Source organism: Cupriavidus sp. GW821-FHT02F09, from assembly GCF_059421605.1.
Genome location: NZ_JBWKVH010000005.1, coordinates 101,913 through 126,173, shown reverse-complemented (window position 1 = coordinate 126,173; position 24,261 = coordinate 101,913). Strand labels below are relative to the sequence as shown.

Sequence of the window (24,261 nt, the reverse complement as noted above, 5' to 3'; positions counted from 1 at the left end):
AATCGGCTTGACTGAAGACCTGTTCGGCGGCCTGCTGGAGCCGCCAGGGGTGGCCGCTGCCGGCGCCGCACCACTTGCCGGAGCTTCCCCGACCGCTGCCGCCAAGCCATCGCGCGGCAAAAGTGTACTGGCGCCGGCCCCGGACCCTGCCCTGCTCGCGCTGGCCGAACGCCTGCCGGCCGGGCTGCATCTCGGCACATCATCATGGTCCTATGGCGGCTGGAACGGCCTGGTCTACCAGGGGGAGTACACCGACAGCCTGCTCTCGCGCAAAGGACTGGCCGCCTACTCGCAGCATCCTTTGCTGCGTGCCGCCGGCATCGATCGCGGGTTCTACGCGCCGATCCCGCTTGCCGACTACGTTGCCTACGCGGCCCAGGTGCCCGCGCACTTCCGCTTCCTGATCAAGGCACCTGCCAGCGTTTGCGATCCGTGGCTGCGCACGTCCGAAGGCGCCGGCCGGCTGGCCAACGCCAGCTTCCTCGATGCCGAGATCGCCGCGCGCGATTTCATCGCGCCGGCCACCGCGGGCCTCGGCGCCAAGTGCGGGCCGCTGCTGTTCCAGCTTTCCCCGCTAGGTGCGATGGCCACCGACAGCGCCGGCTTCCTGTCGCGGCTCGACGCCTTCCTCGGCGCCCTGCCCGCGCTCGACGCCGCCACGACACCGCACGCCTGCTACGCTGTGGAGTTGCGCGATGCCGCCTTGCTCACGCCGCGCTTCATCAAGCTGCTGCGCGCACGCGGCGTGCGTTTCTGCCTGTCCGCGCGCGAGCGCATGCCGCCGGCCGAACGGCAACTGCCAGCACAAGCACTCATGGACGAGGGCGCACCAGGACCGCTGGTGCTGCGGTGGATGTTGCATGCGGGCTTTGCCTACGAGCAAGCCGAATCCCGCTACGCGCCGTTTGACCGGCTGATCGACGAAGACCCGCATACCCGCGCGGTGATCGCCGAGCAGGTGGTGCGCACGCTGCGCGCGGGCCAGCCCGCCTATGTGATCGTCAGCAACAAGGCGGAAGGCTCGGCGCCGTTGACTTGCGTGCGGCTGGCCGAGGCCATTGCCGAGCGCCTGGAAGCAAGCTGAGCGCAGGCCCGGCGCATCAGCGATTCAGGTGATGCGCGAACTTCTGCCGGAACTTGGCCAGCTTGGGTGAAATCACAAACGAGCAATAGCCCTGGTTCGGGTGGTTCTGGAAGTAATTCTGGTGGCCTTCCTCCGCGCGCCAGTACGGTTGCGTGGGCTCGATCTGCGTCACCAGCGGCGCATCGTAGAGCTTGTGCTCCGCCACCTCCCGCATCACATACTCGGCCATGGCACGCTGCGGCTCCGTGTTGGTGAAGATCACCGAGCGGTACTGCGTGCCGACATCGTTGCCCTGCCGGTTGAGGGTGGTGGGATCGTGGATGGCAAAGAAGATCTCCAGGATCTCGCGGAACTTGATCACCGTGGGATCGAAGGTCACGCGCACCACTTCGGCGTGCCCGGTGTCGCCGCTGCACACCTGCTCGTAAGTCGGATGGTTTACGTGGCCGCCGGTATAGCCCGACTCCACGGCCCGTACGCCCTTGACTTGCTGGTACACCGCTTCCAGGCACCAGAAGCAACCACCGCCCAGCGTGGCAATCTCATGCTCGTTGTCCATCTTGATCTCTCCGGCTCATGACTATAGGTAGCATACTCGTTCGCCACCCTTCACGTCGCCCGAGACTGCAATGGACGCCGCGCCTAACGGATCGGCAAAGCGACCGGCCGGATCGGCGCGGCGTCGGCCCCGCGGAACTTCAATGAGGCGCCGATAAAAGCGAACTGGTAGACGCGCTCGCGCGACAAGGCCTCCAGGTTCACCAGCTCGATGATCGGTGCGCCCTGCTGCGCCAGCAAATAAGTATGGACCGGGATGTAGTTGTCGGGCACCTCCGCCGGGAACGTCTCGAAGCTCAGGTTATCGGCCCCCACAACCATCGCGCCCCCTTCCTCGACCAGGAACCTGGCTGCATCCAGTCCCAGTCCCGGCGGGTTGGCCATATAGGCCTGGGCGTTTTCATAGTGCTGCATGCGCCCGGTGCGGATCAGCACCACATCGCCCTGCTCCAGCGCCACGCCTTGCTTGTCCAGCGCTTCGCGCAGGTCCTTGCGCGTCACGCGGTAGTTGTCGGGCAGCATGTCCAGCCCCTTGGCCGCGGCCACGTCGATCAGCACGCCACGGGCGACGATCGGCGGCAACTTCTCCGCGCCTGTCACTTTCCAGCCGCGATCGCCCAGGTGCTCGGCAGCGGAATAGCCATTCCAGATCTTGCCGTTCAGGCCGAAGTGGTTCAGCGCATCGATATGCGTGCCCATGTGGGCATACATGGAAACCGCCGAGCCGCTGTAGCTGACATGCCGGTTCATCGCCTCGCCCACCTGCATGGAATCAGCCACCAGGTTGCCGTGCGGGGTATGGGTCATCCACATCTGGTAGGGCGGATCGCCGGCGGCCTGCCAGCTCGGCATGCCGATGAAGTAGTCCACCGCCAGGTCGTAGGCCTGCGTGCCGGAAACCCGCGCCATGATGGCGGCGCGCGAGGCCGGGGTAATCAGGTTGAGGCGGCCGATCTCATCCTTAGGGCCCCAGGGGCTGACGCCCACCTGGGGCGCCGCGCCAGCGGCGCCGCTCAGTAGCGCGAACAGCAGCGGCAGGGAAAAAGCGGCCAGGCGGCGCGTGGCGCTGGCGGCAGGGGTAAGACGAAAGGACATAGTGGACTCCTGACTGGATTGGCGGTTTCCACAGCAACGTGGAAGGCATGCCGCCATCCTATTAGGCACGTGATGGTAGATAATCTGCAAATTCAGACAAACATATTCAACCAGCAGGAAAATATATGGATCTGCTCGCGGCGATGCGCACCTTCCGGCGCGTGGTGGAACGCGATAGCTTCAGCCAGGCTGCCGCCGATCTCGGGCAGTCGACCGCCGCGGTCAGCAAGCAGGTGCGCCAGTTGGAGGCGCGCCTGGGCGCGCTGCTGATCCAGCGCACCACGCGCCGCATGCGCCTGTCGGAAACCGGCCGCGCCTACTTTGCCGAGTGCTGCCGCCTGCTCGACGAGCTCGATGCGCTGGAGCGGGCCACAGCCGCCGGCACGGATGAGATCAGCGGCCGCCTGCGCGTGAACGCGCCGCTATCGTTCGGGCTCAAGGTGCTCTCGCCTCTGCTGGTGACGTTCATGGCGCGCTATCCGCAGGTACAGGTCGAGCTGACCCTGGACGACCGCTTGCTGGACGTGGTGTCGGAGGGCTTCGACGTCTCGCTGCGCATCCGCTCTGCATTGACGGACTCGTCCCTCATCGCGCGGCGGCTGGGCAAGGTAGAGCAAACCATCTGCGCCGCCCCCGCCTACCTGGCAGCGCGCGGCACGCCGCGCACCGTCGAGGATCTGCGCAACCACGACTGCCTGGCCTACCAGCTGGCCGACTATCCCGGCAGCTGGCACCTGGAAGGGCCGCAAGGCACCACCAGCATCGAAGTGCCCGCGCGCTTCTCGGCCAACAACAGCCTGCTGCTCAGCGATATGCTGCTGGCCGGGCTAGGCATCGGCGCGCTGCCCTCATTCATCGCGCTGCCCCTGCTGGCGCGCGGCGAGCTGGTCAGGGTGCTGCCGGAGCATGCGCTGGCCGGCCGGAGCATCTATGCGCTCTATGCCAGCCACCGGCACCTGCAACGGAAGGTGGGCGCGTTCGTGGCGTTCCTGGCCGAGGCTCTGCAAGGCCAGCCGGACGCTAGCGCAACGACGCCGCCACCATCGCCCGCAACTGGGGCTTGAGCACCTTGCCAAGCGCGCTCCTGGGCAGGCTGTCCACCAGCACCACCCGCTGCGGCAGCTTGAACCGCGCAATCGATAGCGCCAGCGTTTCACGCAGCGCCTCTGGCGCCAGCGCGGCGCGATCCGCGCCGGCGGCAGCCACCACGACGGCAACCGGCACCTCGCCCCAGCGCGCGTCCGGCAGCCCCACCACCGCGCAATCCAGCACGCCGGGCAGGCCCAGCAGCGCGTTCTCGATCTCGGCCGGATAGATGTTCTCCCCGCCCGAGATGATCATGTCCTTGCTGCGGCCGACCACCTCGATGCAACCATCGGTATAGCGATGCGCTAGGTCTCCCGAGCGGAACCAGCCATCGCGGAAATCCGGATGCTCCGGCTGCCGCCAGTAACCCTGCATCAGGTTGGCGCCCGCGAGCCAGAGCTCGCCCACTTCGCCATCGGCGACCGCAATGCCTTGCGCATCGGCTAGCCGTACCTGTACCTCCGGCTGGGGCCAGCCGGCATAGCCGGGCCGGGCCTTGGCCTGGTCCAGGCGCAGCACGACCGATACGGGACCGGTCTCTGTAGCGCCGTAGACCTGCCCGAGCGGGACGCCGCGCGCATGGAAGGCATCAATGTACGCGCGGGGAATCGGCGAGGAGCCAGCCATCACGCCGCGCAGCGAAGAGAGGTCCACGCTTGGCCAGCCGGGATGTTCCAGCACGGCGCGCAGCGTGGCTGGCACCATCAGCGACAGCGTGGGCTGCGTCTGCGCGCACGCATCGAGCCAGGCATCCGGCGCGAAACGCTGGTGCAACGTCACCTGCGCCCCGGCCAGCAATGCCGGCAGCGTCTGGATGCACAAGCCGCCCACATGGAACAGCGGCAGCACGGACAGCACATGGTCGTCCCGCGTCATGCCGTGCGCCCACCAGCTCGCGCGCGCGTTGGCCAGCAAGCCGGCCTGCGTGTGCAGCGCGCCCTTGGGATGGCCTGTGGAGCCGGAGGTGTAGACCAGTAGCAGGGGCGCCTCGCCGGGCGGCTGCGATGGCCTCGGCAGGGGCGTGTCCAGCGGCGCCGGCCGGTCGATCAGGCTATCGATCGGCGCCCGCGCGGCAGGCTCCGGCAGGGCGGCTGCCACCGCCGCCGCAGCCTGCGCGTGCGGCGCATCGTGGAACAGCAGGCGAATGCCCGCATGCGCGGCGATGGCGCTCAGCTCCGGCACGGCCAGCCGGAAGTTCAGCGGCACGAAGATGGCCCCGAGCCTTGCGCACGCGAACAGGATGGCGAGCTGCAGATCGTGGTTCAGGCACAGCGTGCCCACGCGATCGCCCGGCTGCACGCCCCAGGTGCCAGCCAGGTGTGCGCAGACGCGTTCCACGCGGCGCCACAGCTTGCCATAGTCGATGGTGTAGCCGAGGCTATGCAGCGCCGGGCGCAGGGGCGCGGCACTGACATGCGCATGCAGTGTGCGCAGCAGCGCGCCCGGCTCCGGCGTGCCAGCGAACAGCCGGTTGGCGCGCTCGCTCATTCGTCGCGCTCGCCCGACTCGTACAGGGTCTCGCGCCCCATGCGGTCCAGGATCAGCTCGGCGGTCCAGGGCAGCATCAGCGCGCCGCAGCGCGAATCGCGATAGAGCCGCTCCAGCGGCAGGTCCTTGAGCATGGACTGGCCGCCGCAGGTGCGGATCGCCAGCCGGGCGATGTCGTTAGCGCCTTCCATCACGCTGTAGTGCGCAGCGTACAGCCGCATGCGCGCATCCTTCCCCGGGCTGGCGCAGGCTTCATGAATCACGCGCCAGAAGATCGAGCGCATGTTCTCCAGCTGGATGCGCATCTGCGCCACGGCGATCTGCTTGGTGGGATACATGCGGCGCTTCACCGGCGGCTGGCCCGGCACTTCGCCGCGCAGGTACTGCACGGTGAAGTCGTATGCGGCCTGCGCCACGCCGAGATAGGTCGGCGAGAGCGTGAAGAACATGGCTGGCCAGGTCTGCGCCGCTTTGTAATAGACGCCGCGCGGCATCAGTTGCTCCTGGTCGGCGACGAACACATCCTTGAGCAGCAGCGTGCGCGACACCGTGCCGCGCATGCCCATCGGGTCCCACTCTCCGGTCACGGTGAGGCCTTCGGCCTCGCCCGGCACCGCGATGTAGAGCGTGTCGCGCATATCGGGCGAGTGGTCCGCGCACTCCTCCGTGCAGAGGATGCCGTAGTAGTCCGCCGCGCCCGACAGCGACGCAAAGATCTTGCGGCCATTGAGCACCCAGCCGCCTTCGACCTTGCGTGCGCTGGTGCCGAAGGGCGCGCGCCCGGCTGCGGCGGCCGAGCCCTCCGAGAAGGGCTGAGCGTAGATCGCGCCGTCCTTCACCACGCGCGCAAAGTGCAGCTCGCGCCGGGCCTCGTGCTCGGCGCGCTGCTCGGGCGTCATGGCGATGCCGTCGGCCAGCATGCCGGTCCACATGGTGGAGCAGATGTGCATGTTGTAGGTCAGCGCGGTGGCGCCACAAAAGCGGCCGATCTCCGCGCCCACCATGCAATACGTGGCGAAGTCCGCGCCCTCTCCGCCAAACTCGCGCGGCACGCACAAGGCCAGCAGGCCGGCCTCGCGCAGATCATCATAGTTGGCAAAGGGGAAGCTGGCCTCGCGGTCCCACTGCGCCGCGCGCGGGGCAAAGCGCTCGCGGCCAAGCCGGTTGGCGAGCGTCAGCAGGCGCTCCTGCGCCTCGGTGAAATCGGCGCTGCCGACGGCGGGGATGAAGTCCAATGGCATGATCGTGTCTCCCGGGCATCGGCCACACGCGTGGCGATGCCTCGATGTTCTTGTGGATTCAGTGCAGCGGGAAATGCCGCCCCAGGAAGCCGAGCACGGCGGCATTGAAATCCGCCGGGCGCTCCATGCAAGCCAGGTGGCCCACCGCGGGCAAGCACAGGTACTCGGCGCCAGCGATCTTCTGCGCCATGCGCTCCATCACGGCGGGCGCGGCATTGGCGTCGTGTTCGCCGGCCAGCACCAGCACCGGCACGGTGATGCGCGCCAGCACTTCGCGCCGGTCAAAGCGCACCAGCGCCTGCAAAGCGGCGCGATAGGTGTCGGGCGGCACGGCCGCCATCACGCTGGCGGCGAACGCCACCGCGCGAGGCTCGGCCTGCGGCGCGACCATGGCGCGCACCAGCCCGTTGGCCATCTCCGCCATGGTCTTGCCGGCATCGAGCGGCGCCGTGCGCGCAGCCACGAAGTCGCGTTGCCACTGGCCATCGGCCTTGCCGAATGCGGGCGACGTACCGGACAGCACCATTGCGTCGATCAGTCCTGGCATGGCTGCGTAAGCTTCCTGCGCGACCATGCCGCCCATGCTGTGGCCTAGCAGCACCACGCGCCGGCCCGCGTCGCGCTCGGCCTGCAGCACCGGCTGCAAGGCATGCGCCAGCCCGGCGAAATCACAGGGATCGATCATGGCGCTGTCGCCGTAGCCAGGCATGTCCCAGGCCACCGCCCGATAGCCCGCTTGCACCAGCGCAGCGATCTGCGCCGGCCACGCGGCCTTGCCGCCGCCGATGCCATGCAGCATCACGACGGCCACGGGGCCGGTGCCCTGCGCGATGATGGAGATGCCATTGGCATGGGGCTGGGGCTGGGGGCCAGGATTCACGTTCTCGTTCATGCGCTTGCCTTGTTGTTTGTTTGGGCCGCTTCGGGCGTGGCCGGGCCGGCGAGCCGGCCTTCGTCCACCTCGCCCACGCCGTCGAGCGTGATCGTGCAGTTGCGCAGCGGCAGGTCGAAGTGGCCCAGCGTGTGGCGGCCGGCGACCTCGTTGGCGCCGGTGGAGTAGAGAAAGTTGCCGGCGAAGGCGCGCAGCTCCGTGCCGTTGCAGTCGCGTTTGTCGTAGAACGTCATCGCATCCCAGCGGGCCTGCGGGTTCAAGCCCCAGCCCACGTGCGAAACCGCGTAGGCGTCGCGCGTGCCTTCGCGGTCGGCCCACGCCGCGTAGTAGCCGCGCATCATGTCGGCGTCCATGCCCTGCCCTTCGATGCCGACCATGTAGTCATCCTCGATATGGCAGACGATGGTGTCGCGCAGGTAGGTCTTGAAGGTCAGGTTGACGTCGCCCGGCGCGAGCACCAGCGTGCCGTTGACCTGCCCGCCGGCGGGGAAGGCCAGGCACAGGCCGCCGGGCCAGTGCGCGACCTGGCCGGGCTTGTTGCAGTAGCCCCAGACGCCGCCGACGCGCGCGCTTGCGAGCCCGACGCGCAGCTCGGTGCCGGCGGCCGAATGCACGCGCATCTCGCCTGCGCCGCGCAACCGTTTCATGGCCGCGCGCACGCTGCTCTCCAGCGCGGGATCGGGCAGGCAGCGCTCCAGGATCTCGGGATGTTCGTTGCTGACCATCAGCAGGCGCGGCACGACGCCGTCGGCGCCTTTGAGGATCAGCGGGAGTTCGGGCGCATGCAGCAGGCCCTCCACGGTGCAATCGATCACCAGGTGGCAGCGCTGCAAGGCGGCCACCACCGGGGCGAGTTGCTGCAAGGCATCGCTGGCGCCGGTGGAACGCACGGGCGCGGGGGCGGCAAGCGCCGGGGACGGCACCCGGATGCGCACGGGCGTGGCGCCCAGCGATTGCACCGCCAGTTCCGCCAACTCCACATTGACGCGTCGGGATTGGGACTCCGTTACAATCCCAACCACTTCCTGGGCGGACAGGGCGCACAGTTCAAGGGTGCGCCGAAAAGCCGCCAGCCAGCGGTGCTCGATTTGCTCGATGAGCATAGGTCTCCTCCTGGTGCGATCTGCTGCGATCCTGGCAGGGTCCCGGGGGAATGGCCTTGGTGCGCCAGCCCACCGATGCCTCCCGCCGGACGCATTAGCTTTGTGCTTGTGATTCTTGTCGCTGGCGCAAATAATATATGAAATTTCATGGATCCCAGTGGAGCCCGCGCTATGGGCATGCCTGAGGCCACGCCAAGCATCATCGGCAAGGCCGCTTCTCCCGATTTCGATACGCTGCACTTCCGGCGCACGCTGTCCCAGTTCGCCACCGGCGTGACGGTGATCACCACCCGCGCGGGCCCTGGTTCGCCGCCGGGCGCGCCGTTCGTGGGCATTACCGCCAGCTCGTTCAACTCGGTCTCGCTCGATCCGCCGCTGGTGCTGTGGAGCATGGCCACGCGCGCCAACAGCCTGCCGATGTTCCGCGACGGCTCGCACTACATCATCAATGTGCTGTCGGCCTCGCAACTGGACCTGTGCCAGCGCTTCGCCACGCTCAAGGGCGACCGCTTCGCGGGTGTCGACTACCGCCTGTCCGAGAACGGCCTGCCGATCCTGGCCAACGCGCTGGCCTGGTTCGAATGCCACAACCGCAGCCGCTACGACGAGGGCGACCACGTCATCTTCGTGGGCGAGGTGGAGCGCTGCGGCGTGCACGACAACGCGGGCAACCCGCTGGTGTTCCACGACGGCCGCTTTGCCACCACCGATCCGCTGACGGACTGAAGTCCGGGCGCAGCAGCCATGAAGGATTCGCCCAAGCCGGCCCCGGCGGCCCCAGACGCTTTTGTAGATGGCTACCTGCCCTATCTGCTGGCGCGGGCCAGCCACCTTGTGTCGGGCGAGTTCCACCGGCAGGTCGAGGCAGCCGGGTTCTCCGTGCCCGAATGGCGCGTGCTGGCCACGCTGACCGGCCGGCCGGACTGCACCATCGGCACGCTGGCCGATATCACGCTCACCAAGCAGCCCACCCTGACCAAGCTGATCGACCGCATGGCCGCCGACGGCCTCGTCACGCGGCGCAACGGCGCCCTGGACCGCCGCCATGCGCTGGTATCGATCACCGCGCGCGGGCGCAGCCGCGCCCGCGCCTTGCTAGACCAAGCCGCCGCCCACGAGCAACAAGTGCTGGATGACTTTGGCGTCGCGCAGGGCAATCAGCTCAAGGACACCTTGCGCCGCCTGATCGCGCTGCACGCGCCGCGCTGAGTGGCGACAGCCCTCAGGGCCGCGGCTCGCCCTTGACGACCGCCAGCGGCGAGCCATCCGTCTTGATCCTTTGCAGCACGATGTTCGAGCGGATATCCATCACGCCCGGCGTGCGGTAGAGCCGGTTCACGATGAAATCCGAGTAGTGCTTGAGGTTGCGCGCCTGCACGGTCAGGATGTAATTGCTGTCGCCGGTGATGATGTAGGCCGACACCACTTCAGGCCAGGATTGCACCGCCGCGTTGAAGGTATCGTGCCAGCCCTCGGTTTCGGGGCGCATCGACACCTGCACGATCGCCTCCAGTTCCAGGCCGAGCCGCTCGGCGTCGAACCACGCCCGGTAGCCGCCGATCACACCGTCCTCCTCCAGCAAACGCACCCGCCGCAGGCAGGCCGAAGGCGACAGCGCCACGCGGTCGGCCAGGTCCTGGTTGCTGATGCGCCCGTTCTCCTGGAGGCAGGTCAGGATGCGCAAATCGATGGGATCCAGGTTCATTTCGCAGATTCTTCCATAAATCTCTTCACAAATGAAATTCTATGCGAAAACCATTGGAATCCACGGGCCATTTCGCAAGCCTCTTGTCCGTAATATTGACTATCATGCCGTCATCCGCTCCATGAAGAGCCTTGGAACGCCGCTCCCAGGCGTCAGCCCCCGATGACGAACCGCCCCACCCCCGATACCAACGATAGGCCGCGCCAGCTCTGGGATATCAGTCCCGCGCTCTCGCCCGACACGCCGGTGTGGCCGGGCGACACGCCGTTCCAGCTCGAGCGCAACTGGCAGATCGACGCCCACTGCCCCGTCAATGTCGGGCGCATTACCTTGTCGCCCCACACCGGCGCCCATGCCGATGCGCCGCTGCACTACGCCGCCGACGGCGCGCCCATCGGCGCGGTGGACCTGGCGCCCTACCTCGGCCCGTGCCGGGTGATCCATTGCATCGGTGCGGCCCCGCTGGTCGAGCCCCGCCACATCGAACACGCGCTGGCAGGCGTACCGCCGCGTGTGCTGCTGCGCACTTACCAGCAAGCACCGCTGGCGAAGTGGGACCCGGACTTCTGCGCGGTCGCGCCGGAAACCATCGCGTTGCTCGCAGAGCACGGTGTGACGCTGGTCGGCATCGACACGCCCTCGCTGGACCCACAGGAATCCAAGACCATGGCCGCGCATAACATGGTGCGCCGGCATCGCCTGGCCATCCTCGAAGGCCTGGTGCTCGACGCCGTGGCCGAGGCCGACTACGAACTGATTGCCCTGCCCCTGCGCTTTGCCGGACTCGATGCAAGCCCGGTGCGTGCCGTGCTGCGCAGCCTGGCCTGAACGATCGCACTGAACGACCCGACCCCAACCTCCCCCCAGGAAACCTCTCACACATGACCGCACTGACCCGCGAGCAATGCCTCGCCCTCGACCAAGAAGATCCGCTGCGCCACCTGCGCGACCAGTTCGCGCTCCCGCAAGGCGTGATCTACCTCGATGGCAACTCGCTGGGCGCGCGCCCGCGCAGCGCCGCGGCACGCGCCGCCGAAGTGGTGAGCGAGGAATGGGGCACGGGCCTGATCCGCAGCTGGAACACGGCCGGGTGGTTCGAACTGCCCCAGCGCCTGGGTAATATGCTGGCACCGCTGGTCGGCGCCGGCGAGGACGAAGTCGTGGTGACCGACACCACCTCCGCCAACCTGTTCAAGGTGCTGGCGGCCGCGCTGCGCGTGCAGCAGACCCGCGACCCGAAGCGCAAGGTGATCGTATCGGAAGCCAGCAACTTCCCCACCGACCTCTACATCGCACAGGGGCTGGCTGACCTGCTGCAGCAAGGCTATTCGCTGCGCCTGGTGCATGCGCCCGAGGAGATCGATGCGGCGGTGGACGCCGACACCGCCGTGCTGATGCTGACCCATGTCAACTACAAGACCGGCGAAATGCTCGACATGGCCAGCGTGACCGAGATGGCGCATGCCCGCGGCGCGCTCACGGTGTGGGACCTGGCCCACTCGGCCGGCGCCGTGCCCGTGGCGCTCAAGGCATCGGGTGCGGACTACGCGGTCGGCTGCACGTACAAGTACCTCAACGGCGGCCCCGGCTCGCCCGCCTTCCTGTGGGTCGCGCCGTCGCTGCGCGATGCCTTCTGGCAACCGCTGTCCGGCTGGTGGGGCCACGCCGCGCCGTTCGCGATGGAACCCTGCTACCGCCCGCGCGAAGGCGTAGCGCGTTTCCTGTGCGGCACCCAGCCCATTGCCTCGCTGGCCATGGTCGAATGCGGGCTCGATATCTACGCCCAGACCGACATGGCAGCGCTACGCGCCAAGTCGCTGATGCTGACCGACCTCTTTATCGCACTGGTGGAAACACGCTGCGCCGCGCATCCGCTCGAACTGGTGACCCCGCGCGCCCATGCGCGCCGCGGCAGCCATGTGAGCTTTGCCCATCCGGACGGCTTTGCTGTGGTGCAGGCCCTGATCGAGCGCGGCGTGATCGGCGACTACCGCGAGCCACGCATCGCGCGCTTTGGCTTCACGCCGCTGTACACCAGCTTCACCGAAGTCTGGGATGCGGTGGAAATCCTGCGCGACGTGCTCGACAGCGGCACCTACAAGGCCGAGCGTCACCAGACGCGCGGCCTGGTGACCTGAGCAGGAGCACGCCATGAGCAACCACAAGGGATGCCCGATGTCGGGCGCAGGCGCCACCGAGACCAGCGATGCCAGCTGGCACGACGCCCAGATGGATTTCGCCAAGGACATGAGCTACGGCGATTACCTGGCGCTGGACCAGATTCTCAACGCCCAGCATCCGCTCTCGCCCGAGCACAACGAGATGCTGTTCATCGTGCAGCACCAGACCAGCGAGCTGTGGATGAAGCTGGCACTGCACGAGCTGCGCGCCGCGCGCGAATGCGTGCGCCAGGACCAGTTGCCGCCAGCCTTCAAGATGCTCACGCGAGTCTCGCGCATCATGGAGCAACTGGTGCAGGCGTGGAGCGTGCTGGCGACGATGACGCCGCCGGAGTACTCGGCGATGCGCCCTTACCTCGGGATGTCGTCTGGTTTCCAATCGTTCCAGTACCGCGAGATCGAGTTCATCCTCGGCAACAAGAACGCGGCCATGCTGCGCCCGCATGCGCACCAGCCGCAACACCTGGCGCTGGTAGAAGAAGCCCTGCGCACGCCGTCGCTGTATGACGAAGCGATCCGCCTGATGGCGCGGCGCGGCTTTGCCATCGATGCGGCCTGCATCGAGCGGGACTGGACCAAGCCGGCCGGCGAGAACGCCTCGGTGGAAGCGGCATGGCTAGAGGTCTATCGCAAGCCCGAGGCGCACTGGGAACTGTATGAACTAGGCGAGAAGTTCGTCGACCTGGAAGATGCTTTCCGGCAGTGGCGCTTCCGCCATGTCACCACCGTGGAACGCGTGATCGGCTTCAAGCGCGGCACCGGCGGCACCGAAGGCGTCAGCTACCTGCGCAAGATGCTTGACGTGGTGCTGTTCCCGGAGTTGTGGAAGCTGCGAACGGATCTGTAAGCGGGCCGTACGTATTGGGAACGCGACACCGGCCAAGGCCGGCGTCGCCGCGCTTCAGAGCGCCGGGTCCGACAGCCGCGCCGCCAGCGCGCGCAAGGCCGGCGCCAGCTTGTCGTGAAACACCGCTTCCTCGACCGAGCCATAGGACGCACTGCAACTCAGCATGTGGAGCTCCTTCTCCCCCACCGGACGGAATGCCACCGCGCATGCGTGGATGGCTGGGTGCCAGTCACGGAACGACGCCGCATAGCCCAGGGTCGACGCCTGCTCCACCGTGGCACGCATCGCCGCCTCCTGGGTTTTCCACTGTTCGGGATAGGCCAGGGCAAACTCTGCCAGCACCCGTTCGCGCTTGGCTGCCGGCAAGGCCGCCAGGTAAGCGCGGCCCATGGAACTCGATACCAGCGAGAGCCGCGACCCCACGCCCAGCCCCAGCATCACGCCCGCATCGTTGCGAATCGATTCAAGATAGATCACCTCCATGCGCTCGCGCTTGCCCAGCGAGACCGACACCCCGTAAGCCTGCGCGAACGCCAGCATGTGCGGGCGCGCCAGCGTCACCACATTGGACGCGGACAGGTAGGAATAGCCTAGTGCCAGCACGCCGGCATCGAGTGCGTACTTGCCCAGGCTATCGTCGTAGCGCAGGTAGCCCAGTTGCACCAGTGTGCCGGCCAGCCGGCTCACGGTGGCTTTGGGAAAGCCCGTGCGGCGCACGAAATCCTGGTTGCCCAGCATCGACTCGCCAGTGCGAAAGCAACGCAGCAGCTCAAGGCCGCGCGCCAGCGCGGCAACAAAATTGGGATCGCTCTCGCGCGGTGTGGCGCTGGCGGCATCCGCCGCAGGCGTGGCTTGCGATTCAGTGGCCAAAAGTGATCTCCGCGGGTTGGATGGAGGCAGCGCGCCCTATTGCATGGATCGCGCATTGCGATATACTACATCATCGGAACACAGTTCCGCAATGCGGAACCGCAATAGCACCACGGCGGACCGCGGAATGCGCCGATACTTCCTGAATTCAGGGTTGGCTCGCGAGGCCGCCCATCCCGATCTGCACTAGACCTGCACTACCGAAGGAGACCTACATGGCTGCCAACGCCGAATTCCACTGGGCTGACCCGCTGTTGCTGGACGACCAACTGAGCGCCGACGAGCGCATGGTGCGCGACGCCGCCCTGGCCTATTGCCAGGACAAGCTCGCCCCGCGCGTACTGCAATCGTTCCGCAATGAGAAGACCGACATCGAGATCTTCCGCGAGATGGGCGAGCTGGGCCTGCTCGGCCCCACCATTCCCGAGGAATACGGCGGCCCCGGCCTGAACTACGTGGCCTACGGCCTGATCGCGCGCGAAGTGGAGCGGGTGGATTCAGGCTATCGCTCGATGATGAGCGTGCAGTCGTCGCTGGTGATGGTGCCCATCCACGAATTCGGCAGCGAAGCGCAGAAGCAGAAATACCTGCCTAAGCTGGCAACCGGCGAGTGGATCGGCTGCTTCGGCCTGACCGAGCCGAACCACGGCTCCGACCCGGGCTCCATGATCACACGCGCCAAGAAGGTGGCAGGCGGCTATGAGCTGTCCGGCGCCAAGATGTGGATCACCAACTCGCCCATCGCCGACGTATTCGTGGTGTGGGGCAAGCTGGTCGGCGACGACGGCAAGGAAGCGATCCGCGGCTTTATCCTCGAAAAGGGCTGGAAGGGCCTGTCGGCACCTGCCATCCACGGCAAGGTTGGCCTGCGCACCTCGATCACCGGCGAAATCGTCATGGACCAGGTGTTCGTGCCGGAAGAGAACCTGATGCCGGGCGTGTCCGGCCTGAAGGGTCCCTTCACCTGCCTGAACTCGGCCCGCTACGGCATCGCCTGGGGCGCCCTGGGCGCCGCCGAGTTCTGCTGGCACACCGCGCGCCAGTACACGCTGGACCGCAAGCAGTTCGGCCGCCCGCTGGCCGCCAACCAGCTGGTGCAGAAGAAACTGGCCGACATGCAGACCGAGATCACGCTGGGCCTGCAAGGCTGCCTGCGCCTGGGCCGCATGAAGGACGAAGGCACCGCCGCGGTGGAAATCACCTCGATCATGAAGCGCAATTCCTGCGGCAAGTCGCTGGACATCGCCCGCGTGGCGCGCGACATGCTCGGCGGCAACGGCATCTCGGACGAGTTCGGCGTGATCCGTCACGTAGTCAACCTCGAAGTGGTCAACACTTACGAAGGCACCCATGACATCCACGCGCTGATCCTGGGTCGCGCCCAGACCGGCATCCAGGCGTTCTTCTAAAGCACGCCGCCCGGGCCCGCCCGCTCTCTCGCAAGACATAAAAAGGCCCGGCTGCGAAGCCGGGCCAAGCACACTACCAAGGAGAGACGACGGGCGAGCCCATCGTTGTACAACACCGGTCCGCCGGCCCGGCGCTACGCGCCCCGGCCGGCTGCTTGCTTACTTGTTGGGTTGCGGCGTCAGCCGCAGGTAAGGCCGCACGGCCTTGTATCCCTTCGGAAATTTCTGCTTTATCACGTCCTCGTCCTTCAGCGAGGGCACAATCACCACATCCTCGCCGTCCTGCCAGTTGCCCGGCGTGGCAACGCTATGGTTGTCGGTGAGCTGCAGCGAATCGATCACCCGCAGGATCTCATTGAAGTTGCGCCCGGTGCTGGCCGGGTAGGTGATGGTCAGCCGCACCTTCTTTTCCGCGTCGATCACAAACAGCGAGCGCACCGTCAAGGTCGCGTTCGCATTGGGGTGAATCATGTCGTACAGCTCGGAAACCTTGCGGTCGCCATCGGCGATGATGGGGAAATTGACCGTGGTACCCTGGGTCTCGTTGATATCCTTGATCCACTCGCGATGGGACTCGACAGGATCGACCGACAGTGCGATGACTTTGACATTGCGCTTGGCAAAATCACCCTTCAGCTTCGCCGTCAGGCCGAGTTCGGTCGTGCAGACCGGTGTGAAATCGGCCGGGTGCGAGAAAAGCACGCCCCAGCTGTCGCCCAGCCATTCATGAAAGCGAATCGGGCCTTCACTGGAATCCTGTTCGAAATCCGGCGCGATGTCACCGAGACGTAGAGCCATGCGGGTCTCCTCAAGAGGCAAAATAGGGTGGAACCACTCTAGTGCGATTGCGATCCAACCCAAACGAATATAAAGTCACTACAAAATCACCTTTTTGTATTAAGACCTTTGTTAAGACCTTTGTCCTGCGTCACAGTCCTACACGCTGTGTCGGACTCGTGGTGTTGAAACCACGGCGGTTCCCCGCATATGCTAGTAAAGAGGGCGAGAAGCTGCCCGACAACGTGCGGGGAAGGCAAAATGTCACAATCCGAAACCACCGCCCGCAACAGGAGAAACTGATGAGCGATGTCAAGACCGTTTTGTCCGATGCCGAAGAACTGCTTAAGCAAGCGGCCTCGACCACAGGCGAAAAAGCTGCCGAACTGCGTGAGCGCGGCATGGGCCTGCTGAAACAAGCCAAAGAAAAGGCCCAAGACCTCCAGGACGCCGTGGTCACCAAGAGCAAGGCGGCTGCACGCGCCACCGACGACTACGTCCATGACCATCCGTGGCGCGCAGTCGGCGTTGCCGCCGGCGTCGGCCTGCTGATCGGCCTATTGCTGAACCGCAAGTAATTCGCCAGGCCGCAGGCCTCGCGCATGAACCCGAACGCCTTGCACCTGGGCCGCAGCATGTCGCGGCGCAGTGCCGGGCAACGCCCCGCCAGCAGTCCCGCACCGCTGGCGGGGCTCCCCGTCTGCAGCAGGTGCAGCGCTTCGCCGCTGCACGCCTTCGCCGGAATTGAATGAGCGACCCCACCTCTTCCCCCAAGTTTATGGATGCCCTGCGCAGCCTGGCAGGATCACTGGTGGCAATGGTGCAGACTCGCCTTGAACTTGCCAGTGTCGAACTCGCGGAAGAACGCTCCCGGCTGATGAAGATGGCCTTGCTGGCCTGTTTCGGCCTGGTGTTCTTTGGCCTGGCCATGGTGACGCTGACCGTATTGATCGCCATCGTGTTCTGGGACACCTACCGCTGGCAGGCCCTGGGCGTGCTGGCTGCGTTATACCTGGCCGCCTGCGCAATCTGCCTCGCGGTTGCCCGCCATCTGGTACGCAATGCCCCGCCCCTGTTCGAAGCGACGCTGGCCGAGATCGATAAAGACCGGGAGATCCTGCGCCGATGAGCACACCACACACCCCAGGCGAGCCGGCCGACAACGCGGCCGGCACCGCACCCACCTCCAAAGCGCCTCGCTCGCACCAACGCCCCGTACGTTTCGCGCGGGAGGTGCGCCTGCCCCTTGCCATTCGCAAGGAGCTGCTGATCACGCGCGCCGCGCTTGAGCGCTACGACTGCGCCCAGGCGCTCCATCACGTCCGTGGCAGCGCGACCCGTCTCGGCCGTTTCAGCACCTGGCTGCCGCGCATGACCCGGCCCGCCTCCTGGCTCAAGCTGCTTGGACTCGCCAAGGACTACCCGTTGCTCAGCTCAGCCGTGTCCCTGGCGCTGCCGCTGCTGCGCAAGACCCCGGTGCTGCGCTGGGGCTGGAAGCTGTCCAAGCTCGGCGCGCTGGCCGCGGCCGGCTACTGGGCCTACGAGACTTTTCAGAAAAGCTCCGTCCAGGATGCCCGCAAGACCCCGTCCGACACCGTCGACACAGGGTTCCGCGACCCGCTGGTGCGTTAGCACCGCGATGCGCCATGCAAGGCCGCCACCTGCGTCGGTCTTGCCTACCGAGGGCCTGTCATAAGGCAATGAAGGCAATCAGCGCCACGCGCCGCGGCGAGCCGCCGTACGCCACCATAGCGGCGCGCGCTCCAACGCTTTTTCGACGCAAGGTGACAGCACAATGACCCAACGAGCGGAAATGCAGCAAAAGGCGTTCTACCTGCTGCTGGCAGTCGTGTCGATAGCCTTCTGCTTCGTCCTGCGACCTTTCTTCGGCGCCGTGTTCTGGGGCGCCATTCTGGCCATCATCTTCACGCCACCCAACAACTGGCTGACCCGGCGCATGGGCGGCCGACGCAACCTGGCATCGCTGACCACGCTGACGCTATGCCTGCTGATCGTCGTGCTGCCGCTGATCTTTGTCACCGGCGCCCTGATCCAGGAAGGCAGCACCGTCTATCAGCAGATCAAGTCCGGCCAGCTCAATTTCGGCGCCTACTTCCAGCAAGCCTTGCACGCCCTGCCGCCGTCGGTGACAAGGGTGCTGGACCGCTTCGGCTTGACCGATATCGGCGACCTGCAGCAAAAGCTCACTGCGGGGGCCGCCCAGGCCAGCCAGATCATCGCCGCGCAGGCGCTCAGCATCGGGCAGAACACATTCCAGTTCGTGGTCAGCTTTGGCGTGATGCTGTACCTGCTGTTCTTCCTGCTGCGCGATGGCCCGCAGCTTTCCAAGATCATCATGCGGGCGATCCCGCTGAGCGAGCCGCACAAGCAGCACCTGCTGCGCAAGTTCACCACCGTGGCCCGCGCCACCGTCAAGGGCAACATCGCCGTGGCCGCGGTGCAAGGCGCGCTGGGCGGCCTGGCCTTCTGGTTCCTCGGCATCCAGGGCTCGCTGCTGTGGGGCGTGCTGATGGGCTTCCTGTCGCTGCTGCCTGCGGTGGGCGCCGCACTGATCTGGGGACCGGTGGGGATCTACTTCCTGCTGACCGGCGACGTGGGCAAGGGCTCCATCCTGATCGGCTTCTGCGCGGTGGTGATCGGCGCGGTGGACAACGTGCTGCGCCCTATCCTGGTTGGCAAGGACACTCGCATGCCCGACTGGGTAGTGCTGATCTCCACGCTGGGCGGCATGGCGCTGTTCGGGCTGAGCGGCTTCGTCATCGGCCCGCTGATCGCCGCGCTGTTTATCGCCAGTTGGGACCTGTCCACGTCCACGCGGGAAGAAATCGAGCGCCGGGACGCCGCGCACGACAAGGACCCGACGCCGCCCGCACCGTCCACAGGCGCAACCGGGCAAGCCAGCGCCCAGGCACCGGGCCCCGAGGCGGCGCGCACGGACTGAGCCCTGGCGCCGCTTGCCGGCCCCAGACACACCAAGGAGTGAGCATTGCGTCAAGACAACCCATCAACCGGTGCACAGGCGCCGGCAAAGGTGAAGCACTACGGCGTGCGTGAGCTGTTCCGCAAACCGGACCGTTCCCAGTTCTCGATCTCGCCGGATGGCCGCCACCTGTCCTTCCTCGCCCGGCACCAGGGCCGCCAGAACGTCTTCGTGCAGGCCATCGACACCAAAGGCAACGTGTTGGGCGAAGCCCGGCCACTGACCCACGAGAGCGAGCGCGACCTGCCCTTCCACACGTGGAAAGGCAACGCGCACATCCTGTATGCGAAGGACTTTGGCGGCGACGAGAACTTCCACGTGCTGTCGGTGCCGATCGACGGCGGCGAACCTGTCGACCTGACCCCGTACCCGGGCGTGCGCGCGGAGATCATCGACGATCTCGAGGACGATGACCGCCATATCCTGCTGTCGCACAACAAGCGCGACCCGGAAGTATTCGACGTGCTGCGCGTCGATGTCGTCACGGGCGAGTCCGTGCAGATCGCGGAAAACCCGGGCAACGTGATGAGCTGGGGCACCGACCACGCAGGCCGCCTGCGGGTAGCGACCGCCAGCGACGGCGTGAACACCACCCTGCTCTACCGCGATGCCGAGGACGAGCCTTTCCGCCCGATCCTGACCACCGACTTCCGCGAGACGGTCTCGCCGCTGTTCTTCACCTTCGACGACAAGCAGCTGTATGTGCAGTCGAATCGCGGCCGCGACAAGACGGCGATATTCGAATTCGATCCGCAGACCGCCAAGGAAGGCCGCCTGGTCTTCGAGCACGACGAGGTAGATGTCGGCGGCCTGTCCTACTCGCGGCATCGCCGCGTGCTGACCGCCGCCTGGTACACCGACTGGAAGACACACCGCCATTTCTTCGACGCCCATGCCGAGCAGATCCATGCCGACCTGGAGCGGCAACTGCCGGGCTACGAGCACCACGTCACCAGCATCACCCGCGACGAAACCCGCATGATCGTCTCCGCCTCGAGCGACAAGACCACCGGCACGCGCTTCCTGTACGACAGCGGCACGCAAAAGCTGGTCACGCTAGGCAAGGTGCAGCCCTGGCTGGATGAAGCCGACATGGCCGGCATGCAGCCAATCCGCTTCACCTCGCGCGACGGCCTGCAGATCCACGGCTACCTGACGTTGCCGGTGGCCAGCGCGGGCGAGCCTGCGCCGCGGGGCCTGCCACTGGTGGTCAACCCGCACGGCGGCCCGTGGACGCGCGACGTATGGGGCTTCAACCCCGAGGTGCAACTGCTGGCCAATCGCGGCTATGCCGTGCTGCAGATCAACTTCCGCGGCTCCACCGGCTACGGTCGCGCATTCTGGGAGGCAAGCTTCAAGCAGTGGGGCAAGACGATGCAGCACGATATCGACGACGGCGTCGACTGGCTTGTCGCACAAGGCATCGTGGACCCTAAGCGCATCGCGATCTATGGCGCCAGCTATGGCGGCTATGCAACGCTGGCGGGCGTCGCCTTCACGCCGGAGCGCTACGCCGCGGCCATCGACTATGTCGGCGTCTCGAACCTGTTCACGCTGCTGGAGACCATTCCCGCGTACTGGAAACCGATGCTCGACATGTTGTACGAGATGGTCGGCAACCCCAACGTGGAAGCCGAGCGCCAAGCCCTGCACGATGCCTCGCCGGTGTTCTTCGCGGACAAGATCCGCACGCCGCTGCTGGTGGCGCAAGGCGCCAACGATCCGCGCGTCAAGCAGGCGGAGAGCGACCAGATCGTCCAGGCACTGCGCTCGCGCGGCGTGGATGTGGAATACCTGCTAAAGGAAAACGAGGGCCACGGCTTCCACAACGAGGAAAACACCTTCGACTTCTACGAAGCCATGGAAGCGTTTCTCGGCAGGCACCTGGCCAGCGAAGGCTGATTTGCAACCGCTCCGCGCCCGCACATAGGGCGCGGGCAAATGAAACAAAAAAGGCGTAACGGTTGCCCGCTACGCCTTTTCGCAATGCTGGTGGGTCGTGCGTGACTCGAACACGCGACCAACGGATTAAAAGTCCGCTGCTCTACCGACTGAGCTAACGACCCGGAAAAACTGAAGCCGCGATTATAGGAATATCTTGGCCCTAAAGTCAACCTTTGAACACGAACTACTCGTGCTAGATCATGCGCTCAAGGCGCCATATCTGGTAGCGGAAGCCGAGCACCGAGCCAAGCAGGATGCCGGCCAGCGCGATAAACGAGCCAATCGCCAGCGTGGATACGCCTGACAGCCCCTGGCCGATGGTGCAGCCCAGCGCGGTCACGCCACCCGCGCCCATCAGGACGCCACCCACCAGATGGTTGCCGACGTCCTCGGCGTTGCCAAAGCCTTCCCAGCGAAAGGTGCGGGTCACCAGTGCGTACGCAGCGGCGCCGGCCACCACGCCGAACACGCTGACGATGCCGATGGTCAGCACCTTGCTCTTGTCGCTGAACATCATCAGCCAGTCGAGCGTGTAGGCGTAGGGAGCGACAAAGCTCAGGCTCTCCATGCGGCCGCTGTTGCTGGCAACGAACAGTTCCTCGAGCGTATTGGGATCCTCAGCGACATAGCCGAGGTGCCCGGACACGTACCACATGGCCACGATGATCAGGCCCACGGCCAGGCCACCAAGCAGGTTATCGAAGGTGCGAAAGCCGCGTCCCGCCAGCGCCCAGATCACCAGCGCCCCGCCCACCACCAGCGCGATGCCGACTTGCAGGGTGGCGCGCGCCATGCCGCTGGCGTGCGCCAGCACGGAGGGCAGGTCCTGCGTGGTGGGCAGAGTGAGCGCCACGGCATCGACGGTGTTCACGCGAATCACGCCAAACAAGCCGCGCAGCGTCATATAGGCCGACAGCCCCAGGAAGACGAACACCACCACCGACTTCAGGTTCCCCGCGCCGATACGCACCAGCGTCTTGCTGCCGCAGCCCGAGGCCAGCACCATGCCGAAGCCGAACATCAGCCCGCCCACCAGGGCGGAGAGCCAGCTGAGCTTGCTGGCGGCATAGATGGTCTTGGTGGGATCGATGTAGCCGCCCGCAGCCAGTGCGGCGGTGCCGATCATGGCCACGCCGATGGCCAGCCCCCACATGCGCATGCGGGTCCAGTCACCCATATTGACGATGTCGGAGACCGCACCCATGGTGCAGAAGTGCGTGCGCTGGAGCACCGCCCCAAACAGGAAGGTCAGGATGAAGGTGCTCGCCAGTATGGTACGGCTGAGCGCGGCAATATCGATTTCGGGCATGGGTGTCCGGCGGGGGAAGCGGAACGGGTGGGTGCGCGCAAGCGCGCTGGTGGCAACGACAACCGTCAGGCTGCGCCCTGGTAGCGGGTGGGATCAGGCACCCCAGCGGCCTCGAAGCCCGCGCGGCGGATGCGGCAAGAGTCGCACACGCCACAGGCCCGGCCGTCGTCGTCGGCCTTATAGCACGACACCGTCATGCCGTAGTCCACCCCGAGCTTGACGCCGGCGCGGATGATCTCGCCCTTGGTCATGTCGATGATGGGCGCATGCACGCGGATGCGCTCGCCTTCGACGCCGGCCTTGGTGGCCAGGTTGGCAAGCGCCTCGTAGGCAGACACGTACTCGGGCCGGCAATCCGGATAGCCAGAGTAGTCGACCGCGTTGGCACCGAAGAACAGGTCACGGCCGCCAACGGCCTCGGCCCAGCCCAGGGCCAGCGACAGCATGATGGTATTGCGGGCCGGCACGTAGGTCACCGGAATGCCGCCGACGGCGCCATCCGTAGGCACCTCAAGGCTATCGTCGGTCAACGCGGAGCCGCCGAAGCGTCGCAGGTCCAGGTCGATGATCTCATGGCGCACCGCGCCCAGGGCTGCGGCCACGCGCTTTGCAGCCTCCAGTTCCGAGGAGTGGCGCTGACCGTAGCGCATCGACAATGCATAAGTCTCGAAGCCCTGCGCATTGGCCATGGCAAGGACGGTGGCGGAGTCCAGGCCGCCGGAAAGCAGGACGATAGCGCGTTTTTTCATGATGGCACGGCGCGGCGCCTGGAGGCGCCACGCAAAATTCGAGGCGAATCGGGTATTTTAGCGCGCCCAAGACTAAAGGCCCGCGGATGCGGGCCTTTAGTGTACTGACTGCTACCTGGGCCGCTTAACAGCGCCCCGCCCTCTCAGGCGCTTACTTCAGCGTCTTGAGGCGATTGCTCGCCGCCTGCGCGCCCTCGGTGCCGGGGTATTTGGCTACCACCTGCTCCAGGGTCTTGCGGGCTGCGGGCTTCTGGCCCGATTCGATCTGGTTGTTGGCGATGGCGATCAGCGCATCCGGCACCTTGGGGTGATCCGGATAGGCCTGCACCATGTTCTGCAGCACCGAGGTCGAGCCGCGGTAGTCGCGCTGCGCGTACAGCGAGTTGCCGAGCCAGAACTGCGCCAGCGGCACGTACGGGCTCTGCGGGTACTTCTTGATGAAGCCCGCGAACACGTTGCCGGCGCCCTTGAAGTCCCCGGTCTGGAACTGCTTGAGCGCGGCATCGTATTCGGTCTTCTCGCCAGGTTGCGACAGCCCTTCGCGGCCATCCACGGTGACCTGTTGCGGCTCGAATTTCTTCAGGCGCGCATCCAGGTCCGCGTAGTAGTCCTTCTGCTGCTTTTGCAGCGTCGTCACCTCGTTCTGCAGCATCTCGTTCTGGCCGCGCAGTCGCGCCACTTCCTGGCGCAGACCTTCGAGCTGGTTCTGCATGTCGAGCTGGGCGCGGCTGTTCTGGTCGATGCGCTGCGATGCCGTCGCCTGGAAACCGTTGAACTGGTCCCGCATGTTGACGATGGCTTTGCGCGCCTCGTCATCGTCGAACACGCCGGCCCGCGCCTGTGCCAACGGCAACAGGCTGGCGCAGGACATCGCAGTAAGCAATACCAACTTGGAGACGCGTGCTTTCATGAGATGGCTGTCC

Annotated in this window: 25 protein-coding genes and 1 tRNA gene; 13 read left to right on the top strand and 13 right to left on the bottom strand. The window is 66.1% G+C overall.

Annotated elements, in window-relative coordinates; genetic code table 11:
• Nucleotides 1–7: 7 nt before the first annotated feature.
• On the top strand, nucleotides 8–1,084 hold the full coding sequence (locus AC07XB_RS08015; RefSeq protein ID WP_492827705.1) for a DUF72 domain-containing protein: 1,077 nt from the start codon (nucleotides 8–10) through the stop codon (nucleotides 1,082–1,084).
• A 16-nt stretch (nucleotides 1,085–1,100) separates the two neighbouring features.
• Here the strand turns inward: AC07XB_RS08015 and msrA are convergent, their stop codons facing one another.
• Both msrA and AC07XB_RS08005 read right to left on the bottom strand, forming a co-directional pair.
• A complete protein-coding gene (gene msrA / locus AC07XB_RS08010) occupies nucleotides 1,101–1,643 on the bottom strand; it encodes a peptide-methionine (S)-S-oxide reductase MsrA (protein WP_492375090.1) in 543 nt (180 codons plus the stop codon).
• An 83-nt stretch (nucleotides 1,644–1,726) separates the two neighbouring features.
• Nucleotides 1,727–2,737: a cyclase family protein gene (locus AC07XB_RS08005; protein ID WP_492375089.1), complete on the bottom strand. Its 1,011-nt coding sequence runs from the start codon at nucleotides 2,735–2,737 to the stop codon at nucleotides 1,727–1,729.
• Nucleotides 2,738–2,862: 125 nt separating this feature from the next.
• Between AC07XB_RS08005 and AC07XB_RS08000 the strand changes: the two genes are divergently transcribed.
• Entirely contained in the window at nucleotides 2,863–3,801 is a 939-nt protein-coding gene (locus AC07XB_RS08000) for a LysR family transcriptional regulator (RefSeq protein WP_492375088.1), read from the top strand.
• Here the strand turns inward: AC07XB_RS08000 and AC07XB_RS07995 are convergent.
• From AC07XB_RS07995 to AC07XB_RS07980, 4 genes are read right to left on the bottom strand one after another with little or no spacing between them, the layout of a single operon-like run.
• Entirely contained in the window at nucleotides 3,758–5,311 is a 1,554-nt protein-coding gene (locus AC07XB_RS07995) for a class I adenylate-forming enzyme family protein (protein WP_492827707.1), read from the bottom strand. The genes AC07XB_RS08000 and AC07XB_RS07995 overlap by 44 nt on opposite strands.
• Nucleotides 5,308–6,552: an acyl-CoA dehydrogenase family protein gene (locus AC07XB_RS07990; protein ID WP_492375086.1), complete on the bottom strand. Its 1,245-nt coding sequence runs from the start codon at nucleotides 6,550–6,552 to the stop codon at nucleotides 5,308–5,310. Before AC07XB_RS07990 ends, AC07XB_RS07995 begins: the two co-directional genes overlap by 4 nt.
• Before the next feature lie 58 nt (nucleotides 6,553–6,610).
• On the bottom strand, nucleotides 6,611–7,444 hold the full coding sequence (locus AC07XB_RS07985; protein ID WP_492827710.1) for an alpha/beta fold hydrolase: 834 nt from the start codon (nucleotides 7,442–7,444) through the stop codon (nucleotides 6,611–6,613).
• Nucleotides 7,441–8,547, bottom strand: a complete 1,107-nt coding sequence (locus tag AC07XB_RS07980) for a 2,5-dihydroxypyridine 5,6-dioxygenase NicX family protein (protein ID WP_492376349.1) — start codon at nucleotides 8,545–8,547, stop codon at nucleotides 7,441–7,443. Before AC07XB_RS07980 ends, AC07XB_RS07985 begins: the two co-directional genes overlap by 4 nt.
• A 171-nt stretch (nucleotides 8,548–8,718) precedes the next feature.
• Between AC07XB_RS07980 and AC07XB_RS07975 the strand changes: the two genes are divergently transcribed.
• Together AC07XB_RS07975 and AC07XB_RS07970 are read left to right on the top strand one after the other, a co-directional pair.
• Nucleotides 8,719–9,273 (top strand): flavin reductase family protein, encoded by a 555-nt coding sequence (locus AC07XB_RS07975; RefSeq protein WP_006162962.1) that lies wholly within the window; start codon nucleotides 8,719–8,721, stop codon nucleotides 9,271–9,273.
• A gap of 18 nt (nucleotides 9,274–9,291) precedes the next feature.
• Complete coding sequence (locus AC07XB_RS07970; RefSeq protein WP_492827712.1) at nucleotides 9,292–9,756, top strand: MarR family winged helix-turn-helix transcriptional regulator; 465 nt, start codon at nucleotides 9,292–9,294, stop codon at nucleotides 9,754–9,756.
• A gap of 13 nt (nucleotides 9,757–9,769) precedes the next feature.
• Here AC07XB_RS07970 and AC07XB_RS07965 read toward each other — a convergent pair whose 3' ends face one another.
• Nucleotides 9,770–10,252: an Lrp/AsnC family transcriptional regulator gene (locus tag AC07XB_RS07965; protein ID WP_043348484.1), complete on the bottom strand. Its 483-nt coding sequence runs from the start codon at nucleotides 10,250–10,252 to the stop codon at nucleotides 9,770–9,772.
• A gap of 162 nt (nucleotides 10,253–10,414) precedes the next feature.
• Here AC07XB_RS07965 and kynB point away from each other — a divergent pair, with 162 nt between their 5' ends.
• From kynB to kynA, 3 genes are read left to right on the top strand one after another with little or no spacing between them, the layout of a single operon-like run.
• Nucleotides 10,415–11,080, top strand: a complete 666-nt coding sequence (gene kynB / locus AC07XB_RS07960; protein ID WP_492376351.1) for an arylformamidase — start codon at nucleotides 10,415–10,417, stop codon at nucleotides 11,078–11,080.
• 53 nt (nucleotides 11,081–11,133) lie between these two features.
• On the top strand, nucleotides 11,134–12,390 hold the full coding sequence (gene kynU, locus AC07XB_RS07955) for a kynureninase (protein ID WP_492827714.1): 1,257 nt from the start codon (nucleotides 11,134–11,136) through the stop codon (nucleotides 12,388–12,390).
• Nucleotides 12,391–12,403: 13 nt separating this feature from the next.
• Entirely contained in the window at nucleotides 12,404–13,279 is an 876-nt protein-coding gene (gene kynA, locus AC07XB_RS07950; RefSeq protein ID WP_150984125.1) for a tryptophan 2,3-dioxygenase, read from the top strand.
• 54 nt (nucleotides 13,280–13,333) lie between these two features.
• Here kynA and AC07XB_RS07945 read toward each other — a convergent pair whose 3' ends face one another.
• Nucleotides 13,334–14,149: an IclR family transcriptional regulator gene (locus tag AC07XB_RS07945; protein ID WP_043348497.1), complete on the bottom strand. Its 816-nt coding sequence runs from the start codon at nucleotides 14,147–14,149 to the stop codon at nucleotides 13,334–13,336.
• Nucleotides 14,150–14,364: 215 nt separating this feature from the next.
• Here AC07XB_RS07945 and AC07XB_RS07940 point away from each other — a divergent pair, with 215 nt between their 5' ends.
• The gene (locus tag AC07XB_RS07940; RefSeq protein WP_006162948.1) at nucleotides 14,365–15,558 is read left to right on the top strand and encodes an acyl-CoA dehydrogenase; all 1,194 of its coding nucleotides are present in this window, start codon (nucleotides 14,365–14,367) and stop codon (nucleotides 15,556–15,558) included.
• 159 nt (nucleotides 15,559–15,717) lie between these two features.
• Here AC07XB_RS07940 and AC07XB_RS07935 read toward each other — a convergent pair whose 3' ends face one another.
• Complete coding sequence (locus AC07XB_RS07935) at nucleotides 15,718–16,356, bottom strand: peroxiredoxin (RefSeq protein ID WP_492376353.1); 639 nt, start codon at nucleotides 16,354–16,356, stop codon at nucleotides 15,718–15,720.
• Nucleotides 16,357–16,637: 281 nt separating this feature from the next.
• Between AC07XB_RS07935 and AC07XB_RS07930 the strand changes: the two genes are divergently transcribed.
• The 5 genes from AC07XB_RS07930 to AC07XB_RS07910 all read left to right on the top strand — a co-directional run bounded on the left by AC07XB_RS07930 (nucleotide 16,638) and on the right by AC07XB_RS07910 (nucleotide 21,238).
• Nucleotides 16,638–16,913: an ElaB/YgaM/YqjD family protein gene (locus tag AC07XB_RS07930; RefSeq protein WP_006162945.1), complete on the top strand. Its 276-nt coding sequence runs from the start codon at nucleotides 16,638–16,640 to the stop codon at nucleotides 16,911–16,913.
• A gap of 170 nt (nucleotides 16,914–17,083) precedes the next feature.
• A complete protein-coding gene (locus AC07XB_RS07925) occupies nucleotides 17,084–17,464 on the top strand; it encodes a phage holin family protein (RefSeq protein WP_492376354.1) in 381 nt (126 codons plus the stop codon).
• Nucleotides 17,461–17,967, top strand: coding sequence for a DUF3318 domain-containing protein (locus tag AC07XB_RS07920; RefSeq protein WP_492387204.1), 507 nt, complete (start codon nucleotides 17,461–17,463; stop codon nucleotides 17,965–17,967). Before AC07XB_RS07925 ends, AC07XB_RS07920 begins: the two co-directional genes overlap by 4 nt.
• Nucleotides 17,968–18,130: 163 nt before the next feature.
• Nucleotides 18,131–19,297, top strand: a complete 1,167-nt coding sequence (locus tag AC07XB_RS07915) for an AI-2E family transporter (protein ID WP_492376356.1) — start codon at nucleotides 18,131–18,133, stop codon at nucleotides 19,295–19,297.
• Between the two features lie 45 nt (nucleotides 19,298–19,342).
• Nucleotides 19,343–21,238, top strand: a complete 1,896-nt coding sequence (locus AC07XB_RS07910) for a S9 family peptidase (RefSeq protein WP_492827715.1) — start codon at nucleotides 19,343–19,345, stop codon at nucleotides 21,236–21,238.
• 88 nt (nucleotides 21,239–21,326) lie between these two features.
• On the opposite strand, the gene AC07XB_RS07905 is transcribed toward AC07XB_RS07910, so the two are convergent.
• The 4 genes from AC07XB_RS07905 to ybgF all read right to left on the bottom strand — a co-directional run bounded on the left by AC07XB_RS07905 (nucleotide 21,327) and on the right by ybgF (nucleotide 24,248).
• Nucleotides 21,327–21,402 (bottom strand) — tRNA-Lys (locus AC07XB_RS07905).
• A 71-nt stretch (nucleotides 21,403–21,473) separates the two neighbouring features.
• A complete protein-coding gene (locus tag AC07XB_RS07900; RefSeq protein ID WP_492376358.1) occupies nucleotides 21,474–22,589 on the bottom strand; it encodes a YeeE/YedE family protein in 1,116 nt (371 codons plus the stop codon).
• Nucleotides 22,590–22,654: 65 nt separating this feature from the next.
• Nucleotides 22,655–23,338: a 7-cyano-7-deazaguanine synthase QueC gene (gene queC, locus AC07XB_RS07895; RefSeq protein ID WP_043348516.1), complete on the bottom strand. Its 684-nt coding sequence runs from the start codon at nucleotides 23,336–23,338 to the stop codon at nucleotides 22,655–22,657.
• 151 nt (nucleotides 23,339–23,489) lie between these two features.
• The gene (gene ybgF / locus AC07XB_RS07890) at nucleotides 23,490–24,248 is read right to left on the bottom strand and encodes a tol-pal system protein YbgF (protein WP_183036209.1); all 759 of its coding nucleotides are present in this window, start codon (nucleotides 24,246–24,248) and stop codon (nucleotides 23,490–23,492) included.
• Nucleotides 24,249–24,261: the final 13 nt, after the last annotated feature.